Source organism: Clostridiales bacterium (genome assembly GCA_025757645.1).
Lineage (GTDB): Bacteria > Bacillota > Clostridia > Oscillospirales > Oscillospiraceae > CAG-103.
This window is the reverse complement of the sequence record CP107216.1, coordinates 2,144,346-2,167,433: the sequence shown is the minus strand read 5'-3', so window position 1 is coordinate 2,167,433 and position 23,088 is coordinate 2,144,346. Positions and strand designations below refer to the sequence as shown.

The 23,088-nt window shown below is 59.8% G+C and carries 15 protein-coding genes and 1 pseudogene; 7 read left to right on the top strand and 9 right to left on the bottom strand.

The genetic code is table 11. The features are described 5' to 3' along the window. Window positions 1-87 precede the first annotated feature (87 nt). Together OGM61_10465 and OGM61_10460 are read right to left on the bottom strand one after the other, a co-directional pair. A complete protein-coding gene (locus tag OGM61_10465; protein UYI84257.1) occupies window positions 88-1,968 on the bottom strand; it encodes an S-layer homology domain-containing protein in 1,881 nt (626 codons plus the stop codon). A gap of 235 nt (window positions 1,969-2,203) precedes the next feature. Continuing rightward, window positions 2,204-4,063, bottom strand: a complete 1,860-nt coding sequence (locus OGM61_10460) for an S-layer homology domain-containing protein (protein UYI84256.1) — start codon at window positions 4,061-4,063, stop codon at window positions 2,204-2,206. A gap of 496 nt (window positions 4,064-4,559) precedes the next feature. Between OGM61_10460 and ppdK the strand changes: the two genes are divergently transcribed. The 3 genes and pseudogenes from ppdK (at window position 4,560) to OGM61_10445 (ending at window position 7,836) form a co-directional block, all read left to right on the top strand. After that, window positions 4,560-7,223 (top strand): pyruvate, phosphate dikinase, encoded by a 2,664-nt coding sequence (gene ppdK / locus OGM61_10455; protein ID UYI84255.1) that lies wholly within the window; start codon window positions 4,560-4,562, stop codon window positions 7,221-7,223. A 212-nt stretch (window positions 7,224-7,435) separates the two neighbouring features. Beyond that, window positions 7,436-7,588: pseudogene (locus OGM61_10450) on the top strand (transposase). Between the two features lie 29 nt (window positions 7,589-7,617). Further along, entirely contained in the window at window positions 7,618-7,836 is a 219-nt protein-coding gene (locus tag OGM61_10445) for a hypothetical protein (GenBank protein UYI84254.1), read from the top strand. A 71-nt stretch (window positions 7,837-7,907) separates the two neighbouring features. Here the strand turns inward: OGM61_10445 and OGM61_10440 are convergent, their stop codons facing one another. The 7 genes from OGM61_10440 to OGM61_10410 form a co-directional block, all read right to left on the bottom strand. Continuing rightward, window positions 7,908-8,168: a hypothetical protein gene (locus OGM61_10440; GenBank protein UYI84253.1), complete on the bottom strand. Its 261-nt coding sequence runs from the start codon at window positions 8,166-8,168 to the stop codon at window positions 7,908-7,910. A 158-nt stretch (window positions 8,169-8,326) separates the two neighbouring features. Further along, a complete protein-coding gene (locus OGM61_10435; protein ID UYI84252.1) occupies window positions 8,327-9,715 on the bottom strand; it encodes an MATE family efflux transporter in 1,389 nt (462 codons plus the stop codon). A 205-nt stretch (window positions 9,716-9,920) separates the two neighbouring features. After that, a complete protein-coding gene (locus OGM61_10430; protein UYI84251.1) occupies window positions 9,921-12,620 on the bottom strand; it encodes an ABC transporter permease in 2,700 nt (899 codons plus the stop codon). A gap of 13 nt (window positions 12,621-12,633) precedes the next feature. Further along, window positions 12,634-13,347 carry an ABC transporter ATP-binding protein gene (locus tag OGM61_10425; protein ID UYI84250.1) on the bottom strand — a complete coding sequence of 238 codons (714 nt, stop codon included), beginning with the start codon at window positions 13,345-13,347 and terminating at the stop codon, window positions 12,634-12,636. A gap of 209 nt (window positions 13,348-13,556) precedes the next feature. Beyond that, on the bottom strand, window positions 13,557-15,530 hold the full coding sequence (locus OGM61_10420) for an extracellular solute-binding protein (GenBank protein ID UYI84249.1): 1,974 nt from the start codon (window positions 15,528-15,530) through the stop codon (window positions 13,557-13,559). A 1-nt stretch (window position 15,531) separates the two neighbouring features. Further along, complete coding sequence (locus tag OGM61_10415; protein ID UYI84248.1) at window positions 15,532-16,425, bottom strand: ABC transporter permease; 894 nt, start codon at window positions 16,423-16,425, stop codon at window positions 15,532-15,534. Then, complete coding sequence (locus tag OGM61_10410) at window positions 16,422-17,540, bottom strand: ABC transporter ATP-binding protein (protein UYI84247.1); 1,119 nt, start codon at window positions 17,538-17,540, stop codon at window positions 16,422-16,424. The genes OGM61_10415 and OGM61_10410 overlap by 4 nt, the downstream gene beginning before the upstream one ends. Window positions 17,541-18,378: 838 nt before the next feature. Between OGM61_10410 and OGM61_10405 the strand changes: the two genes are divergently transcribed. From OGM61_10405 to OGM61_10390, 4 genes are all read left to right on the top strand, one after another. Continuing rightward, on the top strand, window positions 18,379-18,897 hold the full coding sequence (locus tag OGM61_10405; GenBank protein UYI84246.1) for a hypothetical protein: 519 nt from the start codon (window positions 18,379-18,381) through the stop codon (window positions 18,895-18,897). A gap of 4 nt (window positions 18,898-18,901) precedes the next feature. Next, complete coding sequence (locus tag OGM61_10400; GenBank protein UYI84245.1) at window positions 18,902-20,632, top strand: carbon starvation protein A; 1,731 nt, start codon at window positions 18,902-18,904, stop codon at window positions 20,630-20,632. Between the two features lie 889 nt (window positions 20,633-21,521). Then, window positions 21,522-22,190 (top strand): TetR/AcrR family transcriptional regulator, encoded by a 669-nt coding sequence (locus OGM61_10395; GenBank protein ID UYI84244.1) that lies wholly within the window; start codon window positions 21,522-21,524, stop codon window positions 22,188-22,190. A 74-nt stretch (window positions 22,191-22,264) separates the two neighbouring features. After that, the gene (locus OGM61_10390) at window positions 22,265-22,996 is read left to right on the top strand and encodes a Crp/Fnr family transcriptional regulator (GenBank protein ID UYI84243.1); all 732 of its coding nucleotides are present in this window, start codon (window positions 22,265-22,267) and stop codon (window positions 22,994-22,996) included. The last annotated feature ends 92 nt before the right edge of the window (window positions 22,997-23,088 follow it).

Sequence of the window (23,088 nt, the reverse complement as noted above, 5' to 3'; positions counted from 1 at the left end):
GGAGAATCCAAGGGGAGTGTGCGCAGGATAGGAAAAATGCCCATCCGGATCGCTCCGGATGGGCAAAATTCTGGCTTGTGGGATGCGTTACAGCGCGCACAGCACGATGCAGGCCTGCTCGCGTGTCGCGGTGGCGTACGGCTGGAAGCTGCCGTCCGGCATGCCGTTGATGACGCCGGCGCGGTGCAGCGCCTGCACGGCGGGCAGGGCGTAGGCCGCGACGCTGCCCTCGTCCGTGAAGGCAGTGACCGTCTTCTGGTCAAGCTGCACGCCGAAGTGCTGCGTGTAGTTATAGAGCATGACGGCCATGTCCTGACGCGAGATCGTCGTATTCGGATCAAACGTCGTGGCGCTCGTGCCGTTGACGATGCCGTTCGCGGCCGCCCAGTTGACGTAGGGCGCGTACCAGCTGCCTGCCGGCACATCGGCAAACGGGCCGGACGCATAGCCGGACACGTCCGCGTCGGCGAGCCGGGCGATCATGGTCACGAACTGCGCGCGCGTGACGTTCGCGGCCGGGGCAAAGGTCGTGGCGGTCATGCCGTTGATGACGCCGGCATCATACATTTCCTTGATGTACGAATAGCTCCAGCGGCTCTCGGCCACGTCCGTGAACGGCAGGCCGGCGGGCTGATCCGGCGTGGTCGGCGCCGAGGTCACGTGGGAGAGATTGCCCATCAGGCTCAGGTAGAACTGGCGCAGGGCCGTTGTGCTCTGCGAGGACAGGTTGGGCACCGGCATACCGGCGATGAAGTTGCCGTGGTCATAGTGGCGCACGGGCATTACGTTCCACACGCCGGGCTGATAGCTGACGTTGGAGTAGCCGTCGCGCTGGATATAGCCGGTCTGGCCGCTCTTGGTCAGGCACTTTCCGGCGCTGTTGGTCGGGTACAGGGCCGAGACGGTGTTCACAAGGCCGTCGTTTGGCGCCCAGCTCTTGTCGATCTGGAAACCGCCGGCAGTCGTCTGGTTATAATAGCTGCACATCTGGTTTGCAAACGGCACGAACAGCGGCGTCATATCGGCGGCCGACGTGCGCTCGCCGGTGAGGGCACTCTGGCGCGTCTTGTCGCCGGCGTAGGAGAAGTAGTACACATTCGGCTGGATCTCAATGTCGTCGTTGAGCTCCAGCGCGCGGTCGATCGTCAGGTCACGGAACACGTTGTCGTTGTGCGACAAAAAGTCCGAGTGCAGCACGCGGTCGAGCGCCTCGAGCACGGTCTCGCCGTCCTTGCGGTAGAAGCCGAACTGCTCGAGCTGGAAGTCGTACACGCCCTTGAAGTCCGAGATGCCGAGCAGCTTTGCCATGGTGGTCGAGACCTCGGCGGCGAACTGCGTCATGTCGCCGCAGCATTCGAGGAAGGTCGTGCCGTTGTGCGGGGCTGCCAGCGTCGTCAGCGAATAGACCCAGTCGGCCTTGCCGCCCTGGAAAAACGGGGAGACCTCCGTGCCGTCGGCCTTGGCCGCAGCCTGCTCCTGTGCAGAGCCGTCGGCCAGAATGTCCAGAAACAGGCGGATCGTTGCGCCGCCGAAGCTGTGGCCGACGAGGTTGATCTTCTTGTCCGCGCTCCAGCCTTCAAACAGCGGCTTGTCATACGTCACGCCGTAGCGCGCGTGGCCGTATTCGGCAGCGTGAGCCGCGCCGTAGTCAACGGTCGTGCCGGTGAGCTGGGCATAGAGCTCGCACGCGCGATCCCACGCGCTCGAGAGCGGGCCGACGGAGGCGGCATAGCTCTCATAGCCCTTGCCCGTCAGGTACGGCATCAGGTCGCTCGTCAGGCCCCAGTACGGAGTCACGGCGTAGATCTGGTCGCGTGCGCCCCAACCCATCAGGCCGTGGACGTAAACGGTCGGGTAGCGTTCGGCACCGGACTGCTCCGTGTTTGCGGCGGCGGCCGGCAGAAGCAGCAGGCTTCCGGCCATCACCAGCGCGAGCAGCAGACACAGAAACTTCTTGCTCTTTTTCATGGTATTGCGTACATTCCTTTCCGGCGCGCCGGAGCGCGCATTTATTTTTTGAGTATTATAATTCCAACCGCACCGGTTTGCAATCCGGGGAACGCAGAAGATTTTGTATCAGATTCGGATGTGTGTGAGGTTTTTGGACACACGGCCGCATCTGTCGCACAACCGCGCGGACAGCTGTGCACAAATGCAAAAAACGTCCCCCGGCCGAAGCCGGGAGACGTTTGCGTTCTGGTGCTCAGAGCGCGCACAGCACGGCGCAGGCCTGCTCGCGGGTCGCGGTGTCGTAGGGGCGGAAGCTGCCGTCCGGCATACCGTTGATGACGCCGGCGCGGTGCAGCGCCTGCACGGCGGGCAGGGCGTAGGCCGCGACGCTGCCCTCGTCCGTGAACGGGGCTGTGGTCTGCTCCGGAAGTGCGATGCCGTACTGCTGCGCATAACGGTAGAGCATGACGGCCATATCCTGCCGCGAGATCGCCGCGTTCGGATCGAAGGTCGTCTCGCTCGTGCCGTTGACGATCGCGTTCGCGGCCGCCCAGTTGACGTAGCGCGCATACCAGGCGTCGCCCGGCACGTCGGTGAATGGGCCGGACGCATAGGCGGACACGTCCGCGCTCTGCAGCAGGGCAAGCATCTTCACAAACTGCGCGCGCGTGACATTGCCGGCCGGCTCGAAGGTCGTCGGCGTCATGCCGTCGATCACGCCGGCTTCATACATCTCCCGGATGTACGGATAGCTCCAGCGGCTCTCGGCCACGTCCGTGAACGGGAAGCTGCCGCCGCTCGGCGCGGTGGTATAGGTGTTGTAGATATCCTCCATGACGCCGCGGTAGAGCGCGTGCGTCTTGACAAGGCTGCCGTTGAGCATGCCGCCGACGAACTGGATGTGGTCAAACGACTGCACGGGCATGACATACCAGATGCCGGGCTTAAAATGGATGTTGGAGTAGCCGTCGTAATTCGTCCAGCCCTGCCTGCCGTCGCGCGTCAGGCAGGTGCCGTCGCTGTGGATGGGGTAGAAGGCGGATACGGTGTTGACCATGCCGTCGTTCGGCCGCCAGCTCTGGTCGATGTAGAAGCCGCCGGCGGTGTACTTGTCATAGTATTTGCCCATGTTGATCGCGCCGGGGTAGAACAGCGTCCACATCCTGGCCGACGGGATGTAGTTGCCGGAGACCGGGTCCTGCACGGTCTGGTTGCCGGCGTAGGAGAAGTAGTAGACGTTCGGCTCGATGCCGATGCCGTCGTTGATCTCGAGCGATCGGTCGATCGTCAGGTCGAGAAAAGCGTTGTCGTTGTGCGACATGAAGTCGGTGCTGAACACGCGCTGCAGCGTCTCGAGCACGGTCTCGTTCGGATCCTTGTAGATGCCGAACTGCTCAAGCTGGAAGTCATAGAGATTCTTGATCTCCGTGATGCCGAAGCCCTTGGCGAGCGTCTCGGCCAGATTTGTTGCCGCGTCCATGATCGCGCCGTTGGACTCGATGAAGGTCGTGCCGTTGTGGGGCGCGGCGATCTCGGTCATGGAGTGCACCCAGCTGCGCTTGCCGCCGGTGAACAGCGGGCTCGGCGCAGTGCCGGCCGCCTTGGCCGCGGCAACTTCCTCGGCGCTGCCGTTGGCCATCAGCTCGAGGAACTGGCGCGTGGTCGCGCCGCCGAAGCTGTGGCCGACGAGGTTGACGGCGCGCTTCGTGCCCCAGCCGGCAAAGAGCGGCTGGTCATAGGTGATGCCGTAGCGCGCGTGGTCGTGCGCCGCAGCGTGCGCCGCGCCGTAATCGACCGTCGTGCCGGTCAGTTGGGCATAGAGCTCGCACGCGCGGTCCCATGCGCTGGAGATCGGGCCGACGGTGGCCGAGTACGTCTCATAGCCGAGCGAGTTGAGGTAGCTTGTCAGGCTGCCGGTGGTCATGCCCCAGTAGGGCAGCACGGCGTTGATGCCGGCGCGCTGGCCCCAGCCCATCAGGCCGTGCACGAACACGACCGGGTCGTCCTTGCTGCTCGGGCAGGTCTGGTCTGCGGCCGCCGCCGGAAAGACGCACAGGCTCGCGGCCAGAATGAGCGTCAGCAGCAGGCACAGAAAACGTTTGCTGTGTTTCATCATGTTTTCCCTCCAAAGTATATCAGTTTTCATGCTTTCTTATCATCACAAACTCCGCCAAATGACGTAAAACGGACGAAAGTCGGGGAATTGCGGTTGTGTATGTTATAGCACATAATCCAAAGGAAATCCTGTTTTTGTACTTCGCGCACAGTTGCTGTATATTACTCTAATGTTTTACAACGCAGTTATAATGCATTGGGACTGCGAAAATTTCCAAACTGTGTCACTCGACAGGCGTGTGTGAGAAAAAGCAGGGAAGGATATTTTTGCATTTTTGTCTGTCATCATTCACAAAAATTCATAAATTCTGTATTTGGTTTCGGAAAATTCTACGAATATGGGCACAATCTTGCAAACTGCATAAAAACCGGCTCCTGACATTGTGAAGATTTGGACGACTTTGCGCACATTCATTCTGGCGGGGTCGCCCCGGTTTTGCTATAATAATAACGAAAAGAAATCGCCAAAAACCAGAACAGATGGAGGTAATGGAATGAGCAAAAAGTATCTGTATTATTTCAGCGAAGGCAGCCAGGCGTTCGGCGGCGACAAGACCGCGATGCGCAACATTCTCGGCGGCAAGGGCTCCGGCCTTGCGGAGATGACCGCGGCCGGTATGCCGGTGCCGCAGGGCTTCACGATCACGACCGAGGCCTGCACGCAGTACTACGCGGACGGCCGCCAGATCAATGCGGAGATCCAGGCAGACATTTTCGCGCACGTTAAGGGTCTGGAGGATCTGACCGGCAAAAAGCTCGGCGACGTGGAAAACCCGCTGCTGGTGTCCGTGCGCTCCGGCGCGCGCCAGTCCATGCCCGGCATGATGGACACCATCCTCAACCTCGGCCTGAACGACGCATCCGTCGAGGGCCTGGCCAAAAAGACCGGCAACCCCCGCTTCGCTTACGACAGCTACCGCCGCTTCGTGCAGATGTTTGCGGACGTCGTCATGGGCGTGTCCAAGAGCCTGTTTGAGGAAGAGATCGACAAGATGAAGGCCGCCAAGGGCGTCACGAACGACGTCGATCTGGACGCCGATGATCTCAAGCAGCTCGTCGTCATCTTCAAGAAGATCTATGAGGACAATGAGCACAAGCCCTTCCCGCAGGACCCGAACGAGCAGCTCATCGAGGCGGTCAAGGCCGTGTTCCGCAGCTGGGATAACCCGCGCGCGAACGTCTACCGCAAGATGAACGAGATCCCCTATGAGTGGGGCACCGCCGTCAATGTCCAGCAGATGGCGTTCGGCAACTCCGGCGACCGTTCCGGCACGGGCGTGGCCTTCACGCGCGACCCGGCCACGGGCGCGAAGCGGCTCATGGGCGAGTACCTCATCAACGCGCAGGGCGAGGACGTCGTCGCCGGCGTGCGTACGCCGAGCCCGATCAGCCACCTGCAGGATCAGATGCCGGAGGTGTACGACGAGTTCGTCGCCATCGCCAACCGGCTCGAGCACTATTTTCAGGATATGCAGGACATGGAGTTCACCATCGAGGACGGTAAGCTCTACATGCTCCAGACCCGCAACGGCAAGCGCACCGCGCAGGCGGCGCTGCAGATCGCGTGCGACCTCGTCGACGAGGGCATGATCACCGAGCGCGAGGCCGTGCTGCGCGTCGAGCCCAAGCAGCTCGATACGCTCCTGCACCCGCAGTTTGACGCCGAGGCGCTCAAAAAAGCCGACGCCATCGGCAAGGGCCTTGCCGCATCCCCCGGCTCTGCCTGTGGCCAGATCGTGTTCTCCGCCGAGGAGGCCGAGGAAGCCGTCAAGAACAAGACCATGCCGAAGGTCGTGCTCGTCCGCCTCGAGACCAGCCCCGAGGACATCGTGGGTATGCAGGTCTCGCAGGGCATCCTGACCGTGCGCGGCGGCATGACCAGCCACGCGGCCGTCGTCGCCCGCGGCATGGGCACGTGCTGCGTCTCCGGCTGCGGCAACGACAACACCGTCCACATCAGCTATGCGGATAAAGTTTTTGAGATCAACGGCCACCGCTTCACGGAGGGCGACTGGATCTCGCTCGACGGCAGCACCGGCAACATCTACGCCGGCCAGATCCCGACCGTCGCCGCCACCGGCAACAAGAACTTCAACCGCCTCATGGGCTGGGCCGACGCGGCCCGCCGCCTGAACGTTGAGGCCAACGCCGACAACCCGCGCGATGCGCAGCAGGCGGTCGATCTCGGCGCCGAGGGCATCGGTCTGTGCCGCACCGAGCATATGTTCTTCGCCGAGGACCGCATCAAGGCCGTCCGCGAGATGATCTGTGCCCGCACCGTCGAGGCGCGCAAGGTCGCGCTGGCGAAGGTCGAGCCGTTCCAGCAGGGTGACTTTGAGGCCATGTACCGCATCATGGGCACGCGCCCGATGACCATCCGCTATCTCGATCCCCCGCTGCACGAGTTTCTGCCCACCCAGAAGGCGGACATTGAGGAGCTGGCGCAGGAGATGGGCATGACGTTTGACGAGCTGCAGGACGTCGTCGTGTCCCTGCACGAGTTCAACCCCATGATGGGCCACCGCGGCTGCCGCCTGTGCGTCACCTATCCGGAGATCGCCGAGATGCAGACCAACGCCGTCATCAAAGCGGCGCTCAAGGTCAGCGCCGAGACCGGCACGATGATCACGCCGTACATCATGATCCCGCTGGTCGGCGAGCGTAAGGAGCTCAAGTTCATCAAGGACATCGTTGTCCGCACGGCGGACGCGCTGATTAAAGATGCTGGCGTGGACATGAAGTACCACGTCGGCACGATGATCGAGATCCCGCGCGCCGCGCTCACGGCCGACGAGATCGCCAAGGAGGCGGACTTCTTCAGCTTCGGCACGAACGACCTGACGCAGATGACCTTCGGCTTCAGCCGTGACGACGCCGCGAAGTTCCTCGGCGCGTACTACGATACGAAGATTTACGAGAACGACCCGTTCCAGCACCTGGACGTCAACGGTGTCGGCAAGCTCGTGGAGATGGCCTGCAAGCTCGGCCGCCAGACGAATCCGGGGCTCGAGCTCGGCATCTGCGGCGAGCACGGCGGCGATCCGTCGTCCATCGCGTTCTGCCACAAGGTCGGCCTGGACTACGTGTCCTGTTCGCCGTTCCGCGTGCCCATCGCCCGCCTCGCCGCCGCGCAGGCTGCCATCCGCGAGGAACAGTGACCCGGCGCTTTGCGCGCACCAATCGCAGCCCCGCTTCAAACGGCCGCATTCCCAGATTGGGAATGCGGCCGTTTTTTGTATAGCGAAAACCACTCGCTAGGCGAGTGGTTCAAAAAAAGCCTTGTGGCGATCATGAAGACAAAAAACTCCTTTTGCTTTAGAATGAGCGTGCGGTCTGCCAACTGCACGAAAAAGCAAAAGGAGGTCATTACATGTCGGTGTCCAGTTTTATGGGGTACTTGAAAGGAAAGAGCAGTCTGATGATATACGAGAAATACCCGGAACTGAAGTATAAGTATAGAAATAGGGAGTTCTGGTGCAGAGAATACTACGTGGATACCGTCGGCAAAAATGCAAAGGTGCAGACGATTGTGAGGAGGTTGACGGCTTTGTCGTGAAAGAGCGCGTCCGAAATTTTGCAGCTCAGATGGTTGATGCCGATGACAAACACAAAGTTCATGACGAAATTGAGCGCCGGATCCGCACGAAAGAGCATCAGGATGCAGTCATACAGCATCAGACCGAGCTGATGCGGATAGCGGTATATATATCCGCCTTTTTGCAACATGGAGCAGTCGCCGAGCCGGAACGCCTTTGCGGCATTGAAGACTGATTTGGCGTCTGCGCGCAGCGTGGTATCTACGTTCAGGATCAGGTAGAGGGCGGCGACCGCATAGAGCGCCGTCAGCAGGCAAAACAGCTTTTTTCCTCGATGCTGCGCACCGGAAATCGGCCGCGCACAAAAGCGGCCGCGACGATCAGGACGGCCCAGACGACAAGCACAAGCAGGCTGAATTTCAGACTGCCGGAAATGGTCGTTACCTCATGTGCGGTACAGCTTACTTCGGATTGGTACAGCACGTTGAGCAAAAAGACCAGTACCGTGAACAGACAGGCCAGCACCGTCATAATGCCGTGGCTCAGACGATACAATCTGTTGGGCATGGCAGTGATCCTCCGGTCATGCAGGATGAGCCCCGAATGGGGAGGATGCAAAATATTGGATTTTATTATATCACTTCATGCCGGCGATGTAAATTTCTTTACATCGCCATTGCAAATGCGGCCGGCGCGCCCCGTGCGGGGCGCGCCGGCTGCATGGATCATGCCTGCGGATTTTTTTTGCTGTGCGCCGCCGCGAACCGGCGCGACGGCCGGTAGATGAGCAGCGCGATGAAGATGAGCACCGCCGTGGTCGCAAGACTGATCGGATACACGAGCATGATCGACCGGAACGTGTGGTGCAGCGGGAACACGGTGTTGATCCACACGATGCGCACGCCGCACACGCCGAAGAGCGTCAGGATCGCCGGAACGAGCGAGATGCCAAAGCCGCGCAGGTAGCCGGACAGGATCTCATACGTCAGGCTGAAGATATACGATCCGAAGAGAATGAGCAGCCGGCTGTAGCCGATCTCAATGACCTGCGGGTCGTTGTTGAAAATGGCCAGCAGATACTTGCCCGTCAGCAGCACGATCACGATGGCGATGGCCGAGGCGATGATGTCCTCGCCGAGGGACAGAAGCATGGTTTTTTTGCAGCGGTCGATCTTGCCGGCGCCGTAGTTCTGGCCGACAAAGGTCGTGCACGCCTGGCTGAAGGAGTTGAGCACGTCATAGGCGATGATCTCGATGTTGAACGCGGCGCTCGAGGCGGCCATGACGACGGTGCCGAGGCTGTTGATGGCCGACTGGATGATGATGTTCGACACCGAGAAGATCGCGCTCTGAATACCGGCCGGCAGACCGATGCGCATGATCTTGCGGAAGATGGCGGGGTCGATGCGCAGCTGCTTCAGCTCCACGCGCACCAGATCGCCGTGCAGCAGACGGCGCAGCAGCAGCACGGAACTGACCGCGTTGGAGAGCACCGTCGCAATGGCGACGCCGTTGACGTTCATCTTGAGCACGATGACGAAAAACAGGTTGAGGATCACGTTCAGGACGCCGGAGACCGTCAGCGCGATGAGCGGCACCTTCGTGTCGCCGACGCTGCGGAAGATGGCCGCCTCGAAGTTATACAGCAAAATGACCGGCATGCCCAGCAGGTAGATGCGCAGATACGCGAGCGCGAGCGGGTACACATCCTCCGGCACGTTGAGCAGGCCCATGAGTCCGGCCGCGATGAACTGGCCGAAGACCGCTACGATCACGCCGCCGATGAGCGCCGTGACGATGGAGGTGTGCACGGCGCGGTGCACGGTCTCGCGGTCGCCGCGGCCGATGGCGTTGGCGATGACGACGTTCGCGCCGAGCGCGATGCCGATGAACAGATTCAAAAGCAGGCCGATGACCGGGCTGTTCGCGCCGACGGCGGCCACGGCGGCCGTGCGCATATCGCCCGTGAAGTTGCCGACGACGGCGATGTCGGCCGCGTTGAACAGCTGCCCGAGGATGCCGGTCGCGGCGACGGGCAGGGCATAGCGCGGGAGTTTATTCCAGATCGGGCCGTTGAGCATGTCCAGATGCTGCGGCTTGGTCGCTGTCTGCATAGATCTTCTCACCTTTTCTTACAAATGGGTAAAGTTCCAAGGCCCTATGATATGCCAAAGGCGGCACGGATGCAAGAGCAAAAATATACAATTTCTTAGCGGCCGCTTCCGCTCGGATACAGCAGGAAAGTGCCCGGACAAACGCGGCTGTGTTTGTCCGGGCGCTGTTTTTTCCCGAAGGAGGACTGCGGACGGTGTCCGCCGCTTATTCCGCGCTCTTGAGTGCTTCATCCATGGGGATCTTCCGGATGCGGCGGAAATCGAAGATCGTCACGATGGCGTAGCCGAGGAGCACGAACACGAACATCTTGACATATCCGGCCGGCTCCATGTGGAAGGCGAACCAGCCGCTGTAGGAGAACATGATCTCCCGCCAGGCCAGCTTCATGGCGGCGGCGCCGAGCCAGACGCTGACGGCGTCGATGAGCACGAGCACGATCGTCGTCGACAGCAGGTACAGCCGCGCGATCTCCCGGTTTTCATAGCCGAGGATCTTCACCATGGAGATGGCGTTTTCGTTCTTTTCAATGATGAGCTTGGTCAGCAGGTAGATCAGTACGGCCGACAGCAGCACGCACAGGTACTGGAAATAGGTCATGTAGGAGCCCATCGAGTGGTCGAGCTGATCGGCCATCTTCGTGATGTCGCGCTCGGTGATGACGGTCGCAACGTTGTCCTCGTCGATGTCCGTGATCTCCGTGTCGGACAGAAAGCCCGAGAAAGCATCCGCGTCGAGGTCGAAGATGTCGCGGTAATGATCCATCGGCAGGAACACGGCGATGCTCTGGCAGCGGTCATAGATGCCGGCGACCGTGAAGGTGTACTGCTTGCTCTCGTACTTTTCGTCCAGCGTGAACGTGTCGCCGACGGCCAGACGGTATTTGTCGGCATAGGGCGCGGAGATGTAGACCTTATTGCCTTCCAGCCCGGAGAGGTTATCGATCTGCACGTAGCGGCTGCCGTCCGCGATGCCGTAGACGCTGACTTCCTCGTCGAGCACGTCGCTCTTGCGCACGAGGGAGGTCATGCAGAAGGCTTCCGCGTCCGGGTTTTGCGTCGTGACGGCGTCGCCATTTTCGTCCTCGCAGGATTTGAGCACGTACTGGTAGTTTGTAAACATCATGTCGGCCGTCCGGCTCTGGTAATACTTGAGCGTGCTGGGCATACCGATGGCCATGGCCAGCATGACCATGATGAAGAACACGCCGGCGAACAAAATGAGGTAGTTTGCGATGTTCTGGTAGATGATGCGCAGCCGGAAGCGGGCGAAGAAGCTCCAGTTTGGCAGGCGGAGCGCCTTTTTGCGCCGGGCCTTTTTCAGGTCGTGGCGCAGAAACTGCAGCGGCGTATGGCGCATCATGCGCGTGATGATGAGAAAGTTCACCACGAACATCAGCACGACCGGGATCAGCGTCGTGCGCAGGAAAGCGTCCGGATTCCAGACGGTCTTGTACGTCGGCAGGCTGTAGCTGTTGTAGTACATGGACACGACGACGTTTTTGAACACCGTGTAGCCCAGCGCGTTGCCGACGCAGGCGGCGGCCAGCGTCACGATGACGGGCATGGCCAGATAGTGCCGCACCAGCTCGCCGCGCGTATAGCCGGAGGCGCGCAGCGTGCCGATGGCGGAGGCTTCCTTCGTGATGGTGTTGTTGATCGTGACGGCGAAGATGAAGGCGATGATCACGATGAGGATGTCGAGCAGCACGCCGCCCATCGCCTCGTCCGAGCCCATGTCGTCGGGCGCGAAGTTGATGGCGGGGTTGGCGTAGCGCGGCGTGTAGTCCTCGAGATCATTTTCCGCCACGACCGTTTGCGTCAGCAGCGCGCGCAGAAAGTCGTCCGACAGCGCCTTCTCGGCCGTCTCGTCCGCGGGCACGTCGGCATACTGCCAGGCGTAGACATAGTGCACCGGCTTCTGCAGGCGGGCAAAGCCGCCGGGCGCGACCATGGCGACGTCAAACTTCAGCGCGTCGAACATGAGATCCGTCGCCTTTTCGTGCAGAGTGGCGTAGTTGACGTAGGCGATCAGGCCGGAGATGCGGTAGGTCTTGCCGCCGACGGTGATCGTGTCGCCGGTGCGCAGACCGACGTTGTCGGCGTGCATGCGGTCGATGGCAATCTCATCGTCGCGCACCGGGAACGCGCCGTCGATGAGGCAGGCGAGGTTCACATCGTTCGTCTGGGTATAGACGCGGATGGTCCCGTCCGACGTGCCGTCGTTGTCGTGATCCTCGTCCTCGTTGCGGTAGAAGTTTTCATACAGCGTCACCGGCACGGCCTGAAAATCCGGGTCGTTGAGGTCGTATTTTTCCTCCGCGTCGGCATACTTTTCGTCGATCTCGTCGGCGATCTTTGCCCACGCCTCGTTATAAGCCTCATTGTAGGCGGAAGTATACGCGCTCTGGTAGGCGGAGGAATAGGCGCTCTGGTATGTCCCGTCCGCCTTCGCCTGCGCGACGGCGGTGTCGAGCATGGCGGCGGCCGTGTCGGCGTCAAGCCCGCCGGCGAGCAGCGTCTGCTTCACCTGGTTTTGAAACTCCGCGTCAAACTTCGTGCGGAATTCGCTGTCGAACTGGCCGCGGAATTCCCCAGGGAATTTTTCGTCGAGCTCCCGGCGCGCCTTGTCGGTGTAAAACTGCCGGACGTCCGCCTTGTCGCCGGTCTCGATCGCGGCGAGCAGCGTATCGTCCGCGGCGCGGCTGAGCTCGAAGTGGCCGTACTCGAGCTTGTAGGTCGTCACACCGTCGACGGATGCGCGCATCATGCTCTCGTTGGCAACGTACATGCCGGACACGAAGCCGATCGTCAGCACCAGAAACAGGAACACGACCAGATACTTGCGCCAGTCTCCGGCGAGCTCGCGCGGGATGCGCCGGGTCAGGGGATTGGTCCTCTTTTTCATCCTGTCACGCCCCTTACCATTCGAGCTCGGCGGCCGGAATCCTGCGGCTGTTGCTCTCGTTGCTGCGCACGGTGCCGTCGCGCAGCTTGATGACGTGGTCGGCCATGTTGCGGATGGCCTCGTTGTGCGTGACCATGATGACGGTGTTGCCGTACTTTTTGTTGACGTTTTCGATCAGCTGCAGGATCTCCTTGGACGTGGCATAGTCCAGCGCGCCGGTCGGCTCGTCGCAGAGGAGAATGTCCGGATTCTTCACGATGGCGCGGCCGATGGACACGCGCTGCTGCTGGCCGCCGGAGAGCTGGTTGGGCAGCTTGTGCCGGTGCTCGTAGAGCCCGAGCGTGTGCAGCAGCTCGTCAATATCCAGCGGCGCGTCCGAGAGATAGGCGCCGACCTCGATGTTCTCCTTGACGTTCAGGTTGGCGATCAGGTTATAGAGCTGAAAGACGTAGCCCAGGTGCTTGCGGCGGTACTGCGTGAGCGCTTTCTCGCCCATGTCCTCGAGCTTGTCGCCGCCGATGGAGATGAAGCCCGCGTCGGCGCTGTCGATCCCGCCGATGATGTTCAGCAGGGTGGACTTGCCCGAGCCGGAAGGGCCGAGCAGGACGCAGATCTCGCCGCGCGCGACCGAAAACGTCATCCCACGCAGGACCTCCTGCCGGGTCTCACCGCTGCCGTAGCCCTTTTTCAGGTCCACGATCTCCAGAAATTTGTTTTCTTCTGCCATGACATCCTCTTTCTATGCAAGCGCGCCGGGATGCGGAGGGAAGCGGCGTGTTGTCATGTGGTATTTCGTTAGATACATCTAACCAATGTTTATGGTTAAAGTAGACTAACCGGTGAAAGAGTATAGCATATCCGCCCGCGGATGGCAAGCCCCAAAATGGCAGAAAAATGGGCAGGCACCGTGCCCGGTGTCTGCCCATGACGGAGGGGTCAGTTGATCTTGAGCGTCTCCCAGAGACTGTTGACATAGGTCAGCGTGTCCTGGTCGAGGTTGCGGTAGGCGCTGCGGTTGTATGCATCGCGGAACGAACCGATGTCGGGGTAGAGGATGGCCATCGTGTCCTCGCCCATGTCGTCGATATACTCCGGGTCGTCATACACGAGCCGGTTCGGCGAGGCGTAGTAGATATACTCGGCGTTGGCCACGGCGGCCTCGCGGCTGAGCATGAAGTTGATGAAGCACTCGGCCAGCTCCTGATCCCGGCAGCTTGTCGGGATGCACATGGCGTCAATGAAGTAGTTCGTGTTCTCGGGGTAGTAAAACTGCAGATCCACGCTGTCGGCCTGTGCGTCGCACATCGTGAAGTAGTCGCCTGCGTAGTAGGCGGCCACGGCGGCCTCGCCGGACTCCATCATGTTGTAGATCTCATCCATGACGTAGCTCTTGACGAGCGGGCGCTGGTCGACGAGTGCCTGCAGTGCCTGCTGCCAGTCGGCGTGGTCGGTCGTGTTGACGTCGATGCCGGCGCGGTACATGGCCGTGCCGAGCGCGTCGCGCGCGTTGTTGAACTGCAGGATGTTGCCTGCGTATTTCGGGTTCCACATCAGATCCCAGCCGCCGGTGTCGGCCTCGTCCACGACATTGGCGTTGTAGATCACGCCCACGATGCCGTAGGTGTACGGCACGGTGTAGGTGTCGTCGGGGTCATAGTACAGGCCGCGGAAGTCCTCGGAGATATACTGATAGTTCGGGATGTTGTCGTAGTTGAGCGGCAGGAGCATGTCCTCGGCTTCCATGCGCGCGATCATGTAGTCAGACGGGATGACCACGTCGTAGCTCACGGCGCCGCTCTTGAGCTTGGCGTACATGTCCTCGTTGCTGGCGTAGGTGTCATAGTTGACCTTGACGGGCACGCCGTAGGTCGCCTTGTACCAGTCCTCGAACGCGGCGATGGTGTCGAGCGAATCGTCCGAGCCGTCGGAGATATATTCGCCCCAGTTGTAGACGTTGAGCACGCGCGTCTCCTGCCGGCTGCTGTAGATGCTGATGCCGGCGATGAGCAGCGCGGCGGCGGTGAGGATGCCCACGGCGGCGCGCACGGGGCGGCGGCCGCTGCCGCTGCGCTTGGCGCGGGCGGGCTTGCCCGCGCGCTTGGCACGGCGGGCGTCGCGGATGCGCTGCGTGTCGTCCTCGTCGACGAGGTTCGTCAGCAGCAGCAGCGCGAGAATGACGAAGAAGATGATCGTCGCCAGGGCGTACATTTTCGGCGTGACGGTCTTTTTCGTCATGTTGTAGATGCGGATCGGGAGCGTCTGGAAGCCGCTGCCCTGCGTGAAGTAGCTGATGACGAAGTCATCAAGCGAGAGCGTGAAGGCCATGATCATGCCGGTGATGATGCCGGGCAGGATCTCCGGCACTTCCACGCGGAAAAACGCACGCACCGGCGTGCAGCCGAGATCCATCGCGGCCTCGGGCAGCGAGCGGTCCATCTGCTGCAGCTTCGGCAGCACCTGCATGATGACATACGGCAGGCAGAACGTGATGTGCGCCGCGAGCATCGACCAGAAGCCGAGACTCGTGGACGTGCCGAGCAGCCGGCCGAAGAACACGAACATGAGCATCAGCGAAATGCCGGTGATGATGTCCGGATTCATCATGGGGATGTCGGTCGCCGTGTCGAGCGCGGCGCGCAGATATTTGTTGCGCATCCGGTTCATGCCCACGGCGGCAGCCGTGCCCATCGCGGTCGAGACGACCGAGGCAATCACGGCGAGGATGAGCGTGTTTTTGAGCGCGTTGAGCGTTTCCCCGTCGCGGAACAGCTCCTGATACCATTTTAATGAGAAGCCGGAGAACACCGACAGGCTCTTGGCCTCGTTGAACGAGAATACCAGCAGGATCACGATCGGCGCGAACAGGAACACGAAGATGAGGGCGGTATAGATCTTAGCAGCTCGTTTCATGTCACACACCTCCGTAGACGCGCTTGTTCGTGCCGCGTTTCATCAGGGCCATGGCGGCCAGCAGGATCAGCATGAGGATGAAGGCGATGGCGGCGGCAAAGTGCAGGTTATTGGCCACGTACTGCCCCTCGATCGCGTCTCCGATGAGGAAAAACTTGCCGTTGCCGAGTTTCTGCGAGATATAAAAGGTGCTGATCGACGGGATGAGCACCATCGTGATGCCGGACATGACGCCCGGCAGGCTCAGCGGGAAGATGACCCGCCGCAGCACGCCGAGACTGTTGCAGCCGAGGTCGCGCGCGGCCTCGATCAGGCGCGTGTCCATCTTGGCCATGACCGAGTAGATCGGCAGGATCATATACGGGAAGTAGTCGTACACCATGCCGACGACGACGGCGCCCTCGGTGCCGATGATGTGCGCCTGGCCGAGGTGCAGCGCGGAAAAGAGCATGTTGAGCAGGCCAGAGTCCTGCAGGATGGTCATCCACGCATAGGTGCGGATGAGGAAGTTCATCCACATCGGGATCATGATGAGCGTGATGATCGTCTTCTGCGTGCGCGGGGCGGCGCGGGCGATGATATACGCGATGGGGTAGCCCATGAGCAGGCAGATGGCCGTGGAGATGACGGCCAGCTTCACCGAGCGCCAGAAGATGAGCAGGTACGTATGCACCTCGCGCGCAGCGCCGCTGTCGTCGGTGATCGTGCTCACGGCGGTGAAAAACTTCGTCAGGTTTTCGGTCGTGAACCGGAAGCTCTCGTCCGTGAACGCATAGTAGGCCACGAACACGAGCGGCACGGCCACGAAGATGACCGCCCACACGGAATACGGTGCGAGCGCCAGACGATGCGCCAGCGAGGCGCGGCGGTTTTCGGAATGGATGCGATTGTTCATTCGTCCGGCTCGCTTTCCGCGTCCGAGAGCTCGTCCAGCTCGTTGCTGAACGAGGAGTAGTCGCCGTACATGCCCGAATACTCGGACTTTTTCATGATGTGGATGGCGTCCGGCTCGATATACAGGCCGACCTCCGCGCCCTCGTCGACGTAGTCCGTCGTCTGGATCATCCACTTGAAGCCGTTGATGTCGATGATGATCTCATAGTGCACGCCCATGAACGTGACGGACGTGACCGTGCCGCGCAGCATGCCCTTTTCGATGGGCACGATGTCCACATCCTCGGGGCGGATGACGACGTCCACGTTCTCGTTTTTGGCAAAGCCCTTGTCCACGCATGTGAACGTATGGCCCGAGAACGTCACGCGGAAGTCCTGCCGCATAATGCCGTCGACAATGTTGCTCTCGCCGATGAAATCCGCCACGAAAGCATTCTGCGGCTCATTATAAATATCGAGCGGCGTGCCGATCTGCTGGATCTTGCCCTCGGACATGACGACGATCGTGTCGGACATGCTCAGGGCTTCTTCCTGATCGTGCGTGACGAACACGAACGTGATGCCGGTGGCCTTCTGGATGTTCTTGAGCTCCTGCTGCATGTCCTTGCGCAGCTTCAGGTCGAGCGCGGCGAGCGGCTCGTCGAGTAGCAGCACGCGCGGCCGGCTCACGAGCGCGCGCGCAATGGCGACGCGCTGCTGCTGTCCGCCGGACAGACGCGTGACGTTGCGGCGCTCGAAGCCCGTGAGCTTGACGAGCGCGAGCATCTCGTTGACCTTCTGCTCGATCTCGTTGCGCGGCAGCTTCTGCTCGCGCAGCGGAAACGCCACGTTTTCAAACACGTTCAGGTGGGGGAAGAGTGCGTAGCGCTGGAAAACGGTGTTGATGTTGCGCTTGTGCGGCGGAATGTCGTTGATGCGCTCACCGAGAAAGAGGATGTCGCCCTGGTCCGGCGTTTCAAAGCCGCCGATCATGCGCAGGGTCGTGGTCTTGCCGCAGCCGGACGGGCCGAGCAGCGTCAGAAATTCGTTGTCGTAAATGTCGAGGTTGATGCTGTCGAGAACGGTCTCGCCGTCAAACTGTTTGCTGACGTTGCGGAGTTCAATGACTTTTTTCATGGCTGTGTTTCCCCCTTGTGCACAAAAAACGCCGCTGCAGATCAGCAGCGGCGCTTGTGAACAAACATATGCCATTGGGCGCGCAGCGGCCGTCCGCGGCCCGTGCGCACCGTTCCCAACAGGATGTTGTGTCTTGAGAGTCTATATAGCAAAGATTACTTTTACTACTCTTATTGACCATTTCACAAGTTTGGATGCTGAAAGCAGCCTGGTTTTAAGTGACCAACTTATAAAACTCGAGCTTTTAACTCAATCAATAAGGCAACAGAAGTTGCCACCGCACGCGGTGCGGTTTGCGGCATTCGACCCGGCTGTCCGTATGGCCTTGGCCGTCGCGCGGGGCGCGGCGGCGGTCGCATCTTGCTTCGGAAAGACTCTAGGCATCATTCCAATTGAGACGATTCATTGTAGCAAGATTTGCACGTCCTGTCAATCACTTTTCGACAAGAATCGCACTTGCCGTCCGTACCTGCACTGAGGGCGGCAGAGCGACTTTGCAAGATGGTTTACATAATTATATTTTACTGCAGGAAAAGATCGTCAAGCAAAAAACGCAGCCACATTTTCGCTGAAAAATCAGTGTCCGCACAGGTGAAACGTTTGTCTGTTCCTTGCGGAAAATGATTTACATAATTCCAAGTTCTTCGACATTTTTGTGCGTACGTTATGAAAAGTTGACAAAAACGGATGTGGATATTTGTCATTAATTTCACTTGAAAGATCCCGGGTGGCGCGCTATCATAACACTAGCGGTATGTTTACACTTTGTTCTTAGTTTGTTCATGAAATTGGTGAAATCATACCATGAAAATTTTGCATCAAACAGGGAGGACGGCGTATGACCCGCGAGGAAGCGCTCGACAAACTGTGCCACAGTTATTCGGGATATTTTGATGTTGTGCGCCACGAGGAACCGAAGGGTTATCTCGTCGCAGAGGCCGGGCTGCACATCCACTCCGAGAAGTATGTGCTGGTCAAGGCCGCCAAGCTCTGGGAAGCGGACAACAACGAATATGTCTACATTTTCTCGGCCCCCGTGCTCACGAAGGAGATCTTCGAGCAGTGCCGCGAGCAGGCGCGTGCCGACGGCATGCAGCGGATCGAGCCGGGCCCGAATCATATGTGCTCTTATATCACGGCGATCTTCTTGTGTGACACCTGTGAGCCGGATGCGCTGCGCGCCCTGCGCCGCACGCGTATTTATAAGAGCTTCAAGCTTGCGTTCCACGGCTGGATGGATTACCACACCGGCGTCGTGGAGCTCAGCACCGGCAAAACGGCTGCCAATGGCAGCGGACGCAGTACAGCACAGTTGTTGAAGACAACACTGTTTAAGAATATGAAAGAAGGGAGTTAATTCAATGAATGCTGCTGTAATTCTGATTGTTGGCATTGTCATTCTCGCCCTGGGCTACGTTTTCTACGGCGGATGGCTGTCCAAACAGTGGGGCATCGACCCGTCCCGCTCGACGCCGGCTCACGAGCTGGAAGACGGCATGGACTACTGCCCTGCAAAGGCCCCTGTTTTGATGGGTCACCACTTCTCCTCCATCGCGGGCGCCGGCCCGATCAACGGCCCGATCCAGGCCGCTGTTTTCGGCTGGGTTCCGGTGCTGCTGTGGGTTCTCATCGGCGGCATCTTCTTCGGTGGTGTGCATGACTACGGCGCGCTGTTTGCCTCTGTCCGCAATGACGGCCAGTCCATCGGCACCGTTGTCGAGACCAGCATCAGCAAGAAGGCCAAGCGCCTGTTCCTCATCTTCTCTTACCTGACCCTGATCCTGGTCGTGGCCGCGTTCGCGTCCATCGTTGCCAACACGTTCAAGGCCACCTATGTGGATGGTGTTGTGGATATGGCGGCTTCCGCGGCCAACGCCACGACGGCGATCATCTCGCTGCTGTTCATCGTCCTGGCCATCTTCTTCGGTTTCTTCGTGTACCGCAGAAATGCGCCGATCGGCGTGTCCACGATCATCGGTGTTGTGGCCATTGCCTTGGTGATGTGGCTTGGCATCAAGTGGCATCCGATCTACCTGAGCTACCAGACCTGGATGATCATCTGCGGCATCTACATTCTGGTCGCTTCCGTCACGCCTGTTTGGATCCTGCTCCAGCCGCGTGACTACCTCAGCTCGTTCCTGCTGTATGCGATGATGATCCTCGCGATCGTCGGTGTCATTGGCTGCCACCCGACGCTGGATATGCCTGCGTTCACCGGCTTCAAAGACACCATCGCCCCGACGGGCAGCTCCCTTGGCTATATGTTCCCGGCTCTGTTCGTCACCATTGCCTGCGGTGCCATCTCCGGCTTCCACTCCCTCGTTGGTTCCGGCACGACGGCCAAGCAGCTCAACAATGAGAAGGACGCACAGCCCATCGCCTACGGCGGCATGCTCATTGAGTGTGTGCTCGCGCTCGTCTCCCTGTGCGCGGTTGCGTACATCTGGCAGGATTACAAAGCCGGCACGACTGTCACCCCGACCGTCGTGTTCGCGACCGGCCTGTCCCAGATGCTCGGCAAGATCTTCGGCTCCGGCGCCGTGTCCGTCACCTACACGCTGATGGTCCTGGCCGTGTCCGTGTTCTGCCTGACCTCTCTGGATACCGCGACCCGTCTGGCTCGCTACATGTTCCAGGAATTCTGGCTCAAGCCCGGTGAGAAGGCCGGCGATCCGACCGTGACCGGCGCTCGCAAGGTCCTCTGCAATCCGTACGTCTCCACCGCAATCACCGTCGTGCTCGGCATTGCCCTTGGCATGACCGGTTACGCAAAGATCTGGCCCCTGTTCGGCGCTGCCAACCAGCTCCTGGCCGGCCTCGGCCTGCTGGCCGTCGCCGCATGGCTCGGCAAGATGGGCAGAAACAACAAGATGTTCTACTTCCCGATGATCTTCATGATCCTCGTGACGCTGACGTCTCTGGTCTTCACCATCAAGTCCCAGATCACTGCGATCATCGCCGGCGGCACCGGCCTTGCATGGTGCTACATCCGCGCGATCCTGGCCATCCTGCTGGTCATCCTTGCCATTGACCTCGTCGTCGAGGGCAGCAAGGCACTCGCAGCGCAGGCCAAGGCGAAGAAGGCTGCCTGATTCGGCGCCAACCAGCCAAAACGCAAACCATATAAAGAGCACGCTGCTTTGGCAACGTGCTCTTTTTGCTGTCTATCGTCAAGATGCGGCAGGGAAACGGATAAAGTGTCGCTAGGGAGCTCGAGGGGACAAGGCCCGCCTCGAATGCGATCCGGTCTTTTTTATGACCGGTGAAACCGGTCAAAATAGGTTTATCGCGGCTGTTCGAAAGATGCGGCAGGGAAACGGATAAAGCGTCGCTAGGGAGCTCGAGGGGACAAGGCCCGCCTCGAATGCGATCCGGTCTTTTTTATGACCGGTGAAATCGGTCAAATGGTTTATCACGGCCGTTCGAAAGATGCGGCAGGGAAACGGATAAAGCGCCGCGGGGGAGCTCGAGGGGGCAAGACCCGCCTCGAATGAGATCCGGTCTTTTTATGACCGGTGAAACCGGTCAAAATGGGTTTATCGCGGCCGTTCGAAAGATGCGGCGGGGAAACGGATAAAGCATCGCGGGGGAGCTCGAGGGGGGTAAGGCCCGCCTCGAATGAGATCCGGTCTTTTTTTATGACCGGTGAAACCGGTCAAAATGGGTTTATCGCGGCCGTTCGAAAGATGCGGCAGGGAAACGGATAAAGCGTCGCGGGGGAGCTCGAGGGGGTAAGGCCCGCCTCGAATGAGATCCGGTCTTTTTTTATGACCGGTGAAACCGGTCATAAAAAAAGGCCTCGACTTCCGTCGGGGCCAAGACATCCGCTCCGGCGGGGAGGAATCTCTCTGTCTGCCGTGAGCATACCACGCTGCGCCGCGCCGTGCAAGGCACAAATGTTTCCACCCGGCACATTTGCGGTTGCAAACGGCGTGAAAACATGGCATACTGTAAACAACTTTGCGCAGGGAGGTGCAGACCGTGAAACGCAGTGAGGAACGGGAACAGAACATCCGGCGGGTGATCCACACGGCGCAGACGCTGTTCATCGCGGACGGCATCGCCGCGACGCCCATCAGCCGCATCGCCGAGGCGGCCGGCCTGACGCCGACGTCGCTGTACCGCTATTTCCGCAACAAGGACGCGCTCGTGTTTGCCGCCTGGCGCGACGCATTGGCTACGTTTTTTACTGATTTTATGGAGCAGTACAAGCGAGAGTCCGCAGCGTGTACGACGGGGTATGAAAAGTTCGTCGTCTGCATGCACATTTACTTCCGCATTTATGATGACCAGCCGGAGTGGTACGACTACACGCGCGAGATGTTTTCGGCCTATTCCGAGAAGAACACCGGCAGCGACGTCAACAATGTGTTCTGGAAGTACTACGACAAGGAGATCCCCGTCCCGGCGCTCAAGGCCCTGCGCGAAGGCGTGGCCGACGGCTCGATCCGCCCGGATGTGAATATTTACGCGGTGTATCAGTGTCTGCTCAACGCTTATACCGGTACGACGATCTATGAGAACCTGTCCTTCGGCGTTTCTCCGGTCGATGTCGTCCAGTTTACCGGCGAGCTGCTCGTGAGCTATATCAAGAATGAACCAGACGCCTCCGTACTGGCAGGAAAACGTGAAAAGGCGTCAGATATGTAACAAATGATACGGTGCGGACGTGTCAATTTGATAAGATGTGAGAAGAAGCAGCAAGTTTCTTTTTTTGCGCATATATGTTAGTGGCGCTAACATATCATTCCAAAACGGCGGAGGTGTGCAGCACGGATAAAAACAAACGTTCCTATGACTTTACGGTGTGCCTGCCGTTCTGGGATTCGCTGACGGGCTCTCAGCAGCAGATGCTGCGCCTGAATACGATAGTCCGCTCGTACCGCGCGGGGGACGACGTGATCTTTTCCATGCCGGAAAAAAACGGCCTGTTTCTCGTGCTCTCCGGCGGAGTGCGTGTGTTTATTGCGACGGACACCGGCCGCGAGATCACGCTCATGTCGATCGTCAGCGGCGGCTGCTGCATGCTCAATACGCTCGACAGTGCAGCGCCGGGTGACACGGTCCCCATCCTGCAGGCGACCAGCGACGCCGTGTTTGCCTACATCAACATTGTGGCCCTGCGCCCGCTGTGCGCGGAATCGCCGGTCGTGCAGCAGTTTTTGCAGTGCACGCAGGCGCGCAATGTCCAGACGGTGCTCAATAACATAGAGTATTATTTTTTCCATCCTCTGCGCAGCTGCATCGCCCGCGTCGTGCTCGAAAAGGCCGATGCCCACCCCGAGGATGGCTTTGCGCGCATCACCCATGAGGAGATCTCCCACCACCTCGGCACCACGCGCGAGGTCATCAGCAGGGAGCTGGAGGGGATGCGTCAGATGGGCCTTCTGCGCACCGGCCGCGGCAAGATCTATGTGCTCGACCGCCCTGCGCTGGAGGGCATGGCCAACTTGTAGGGCACACTTGACGACCATATATGTCCAAACTGGAAGCTGTCAAAAAGCGAATTTCGCTTTTTGGCAGCTTTCTTTTGTGCTATTTGACGCAT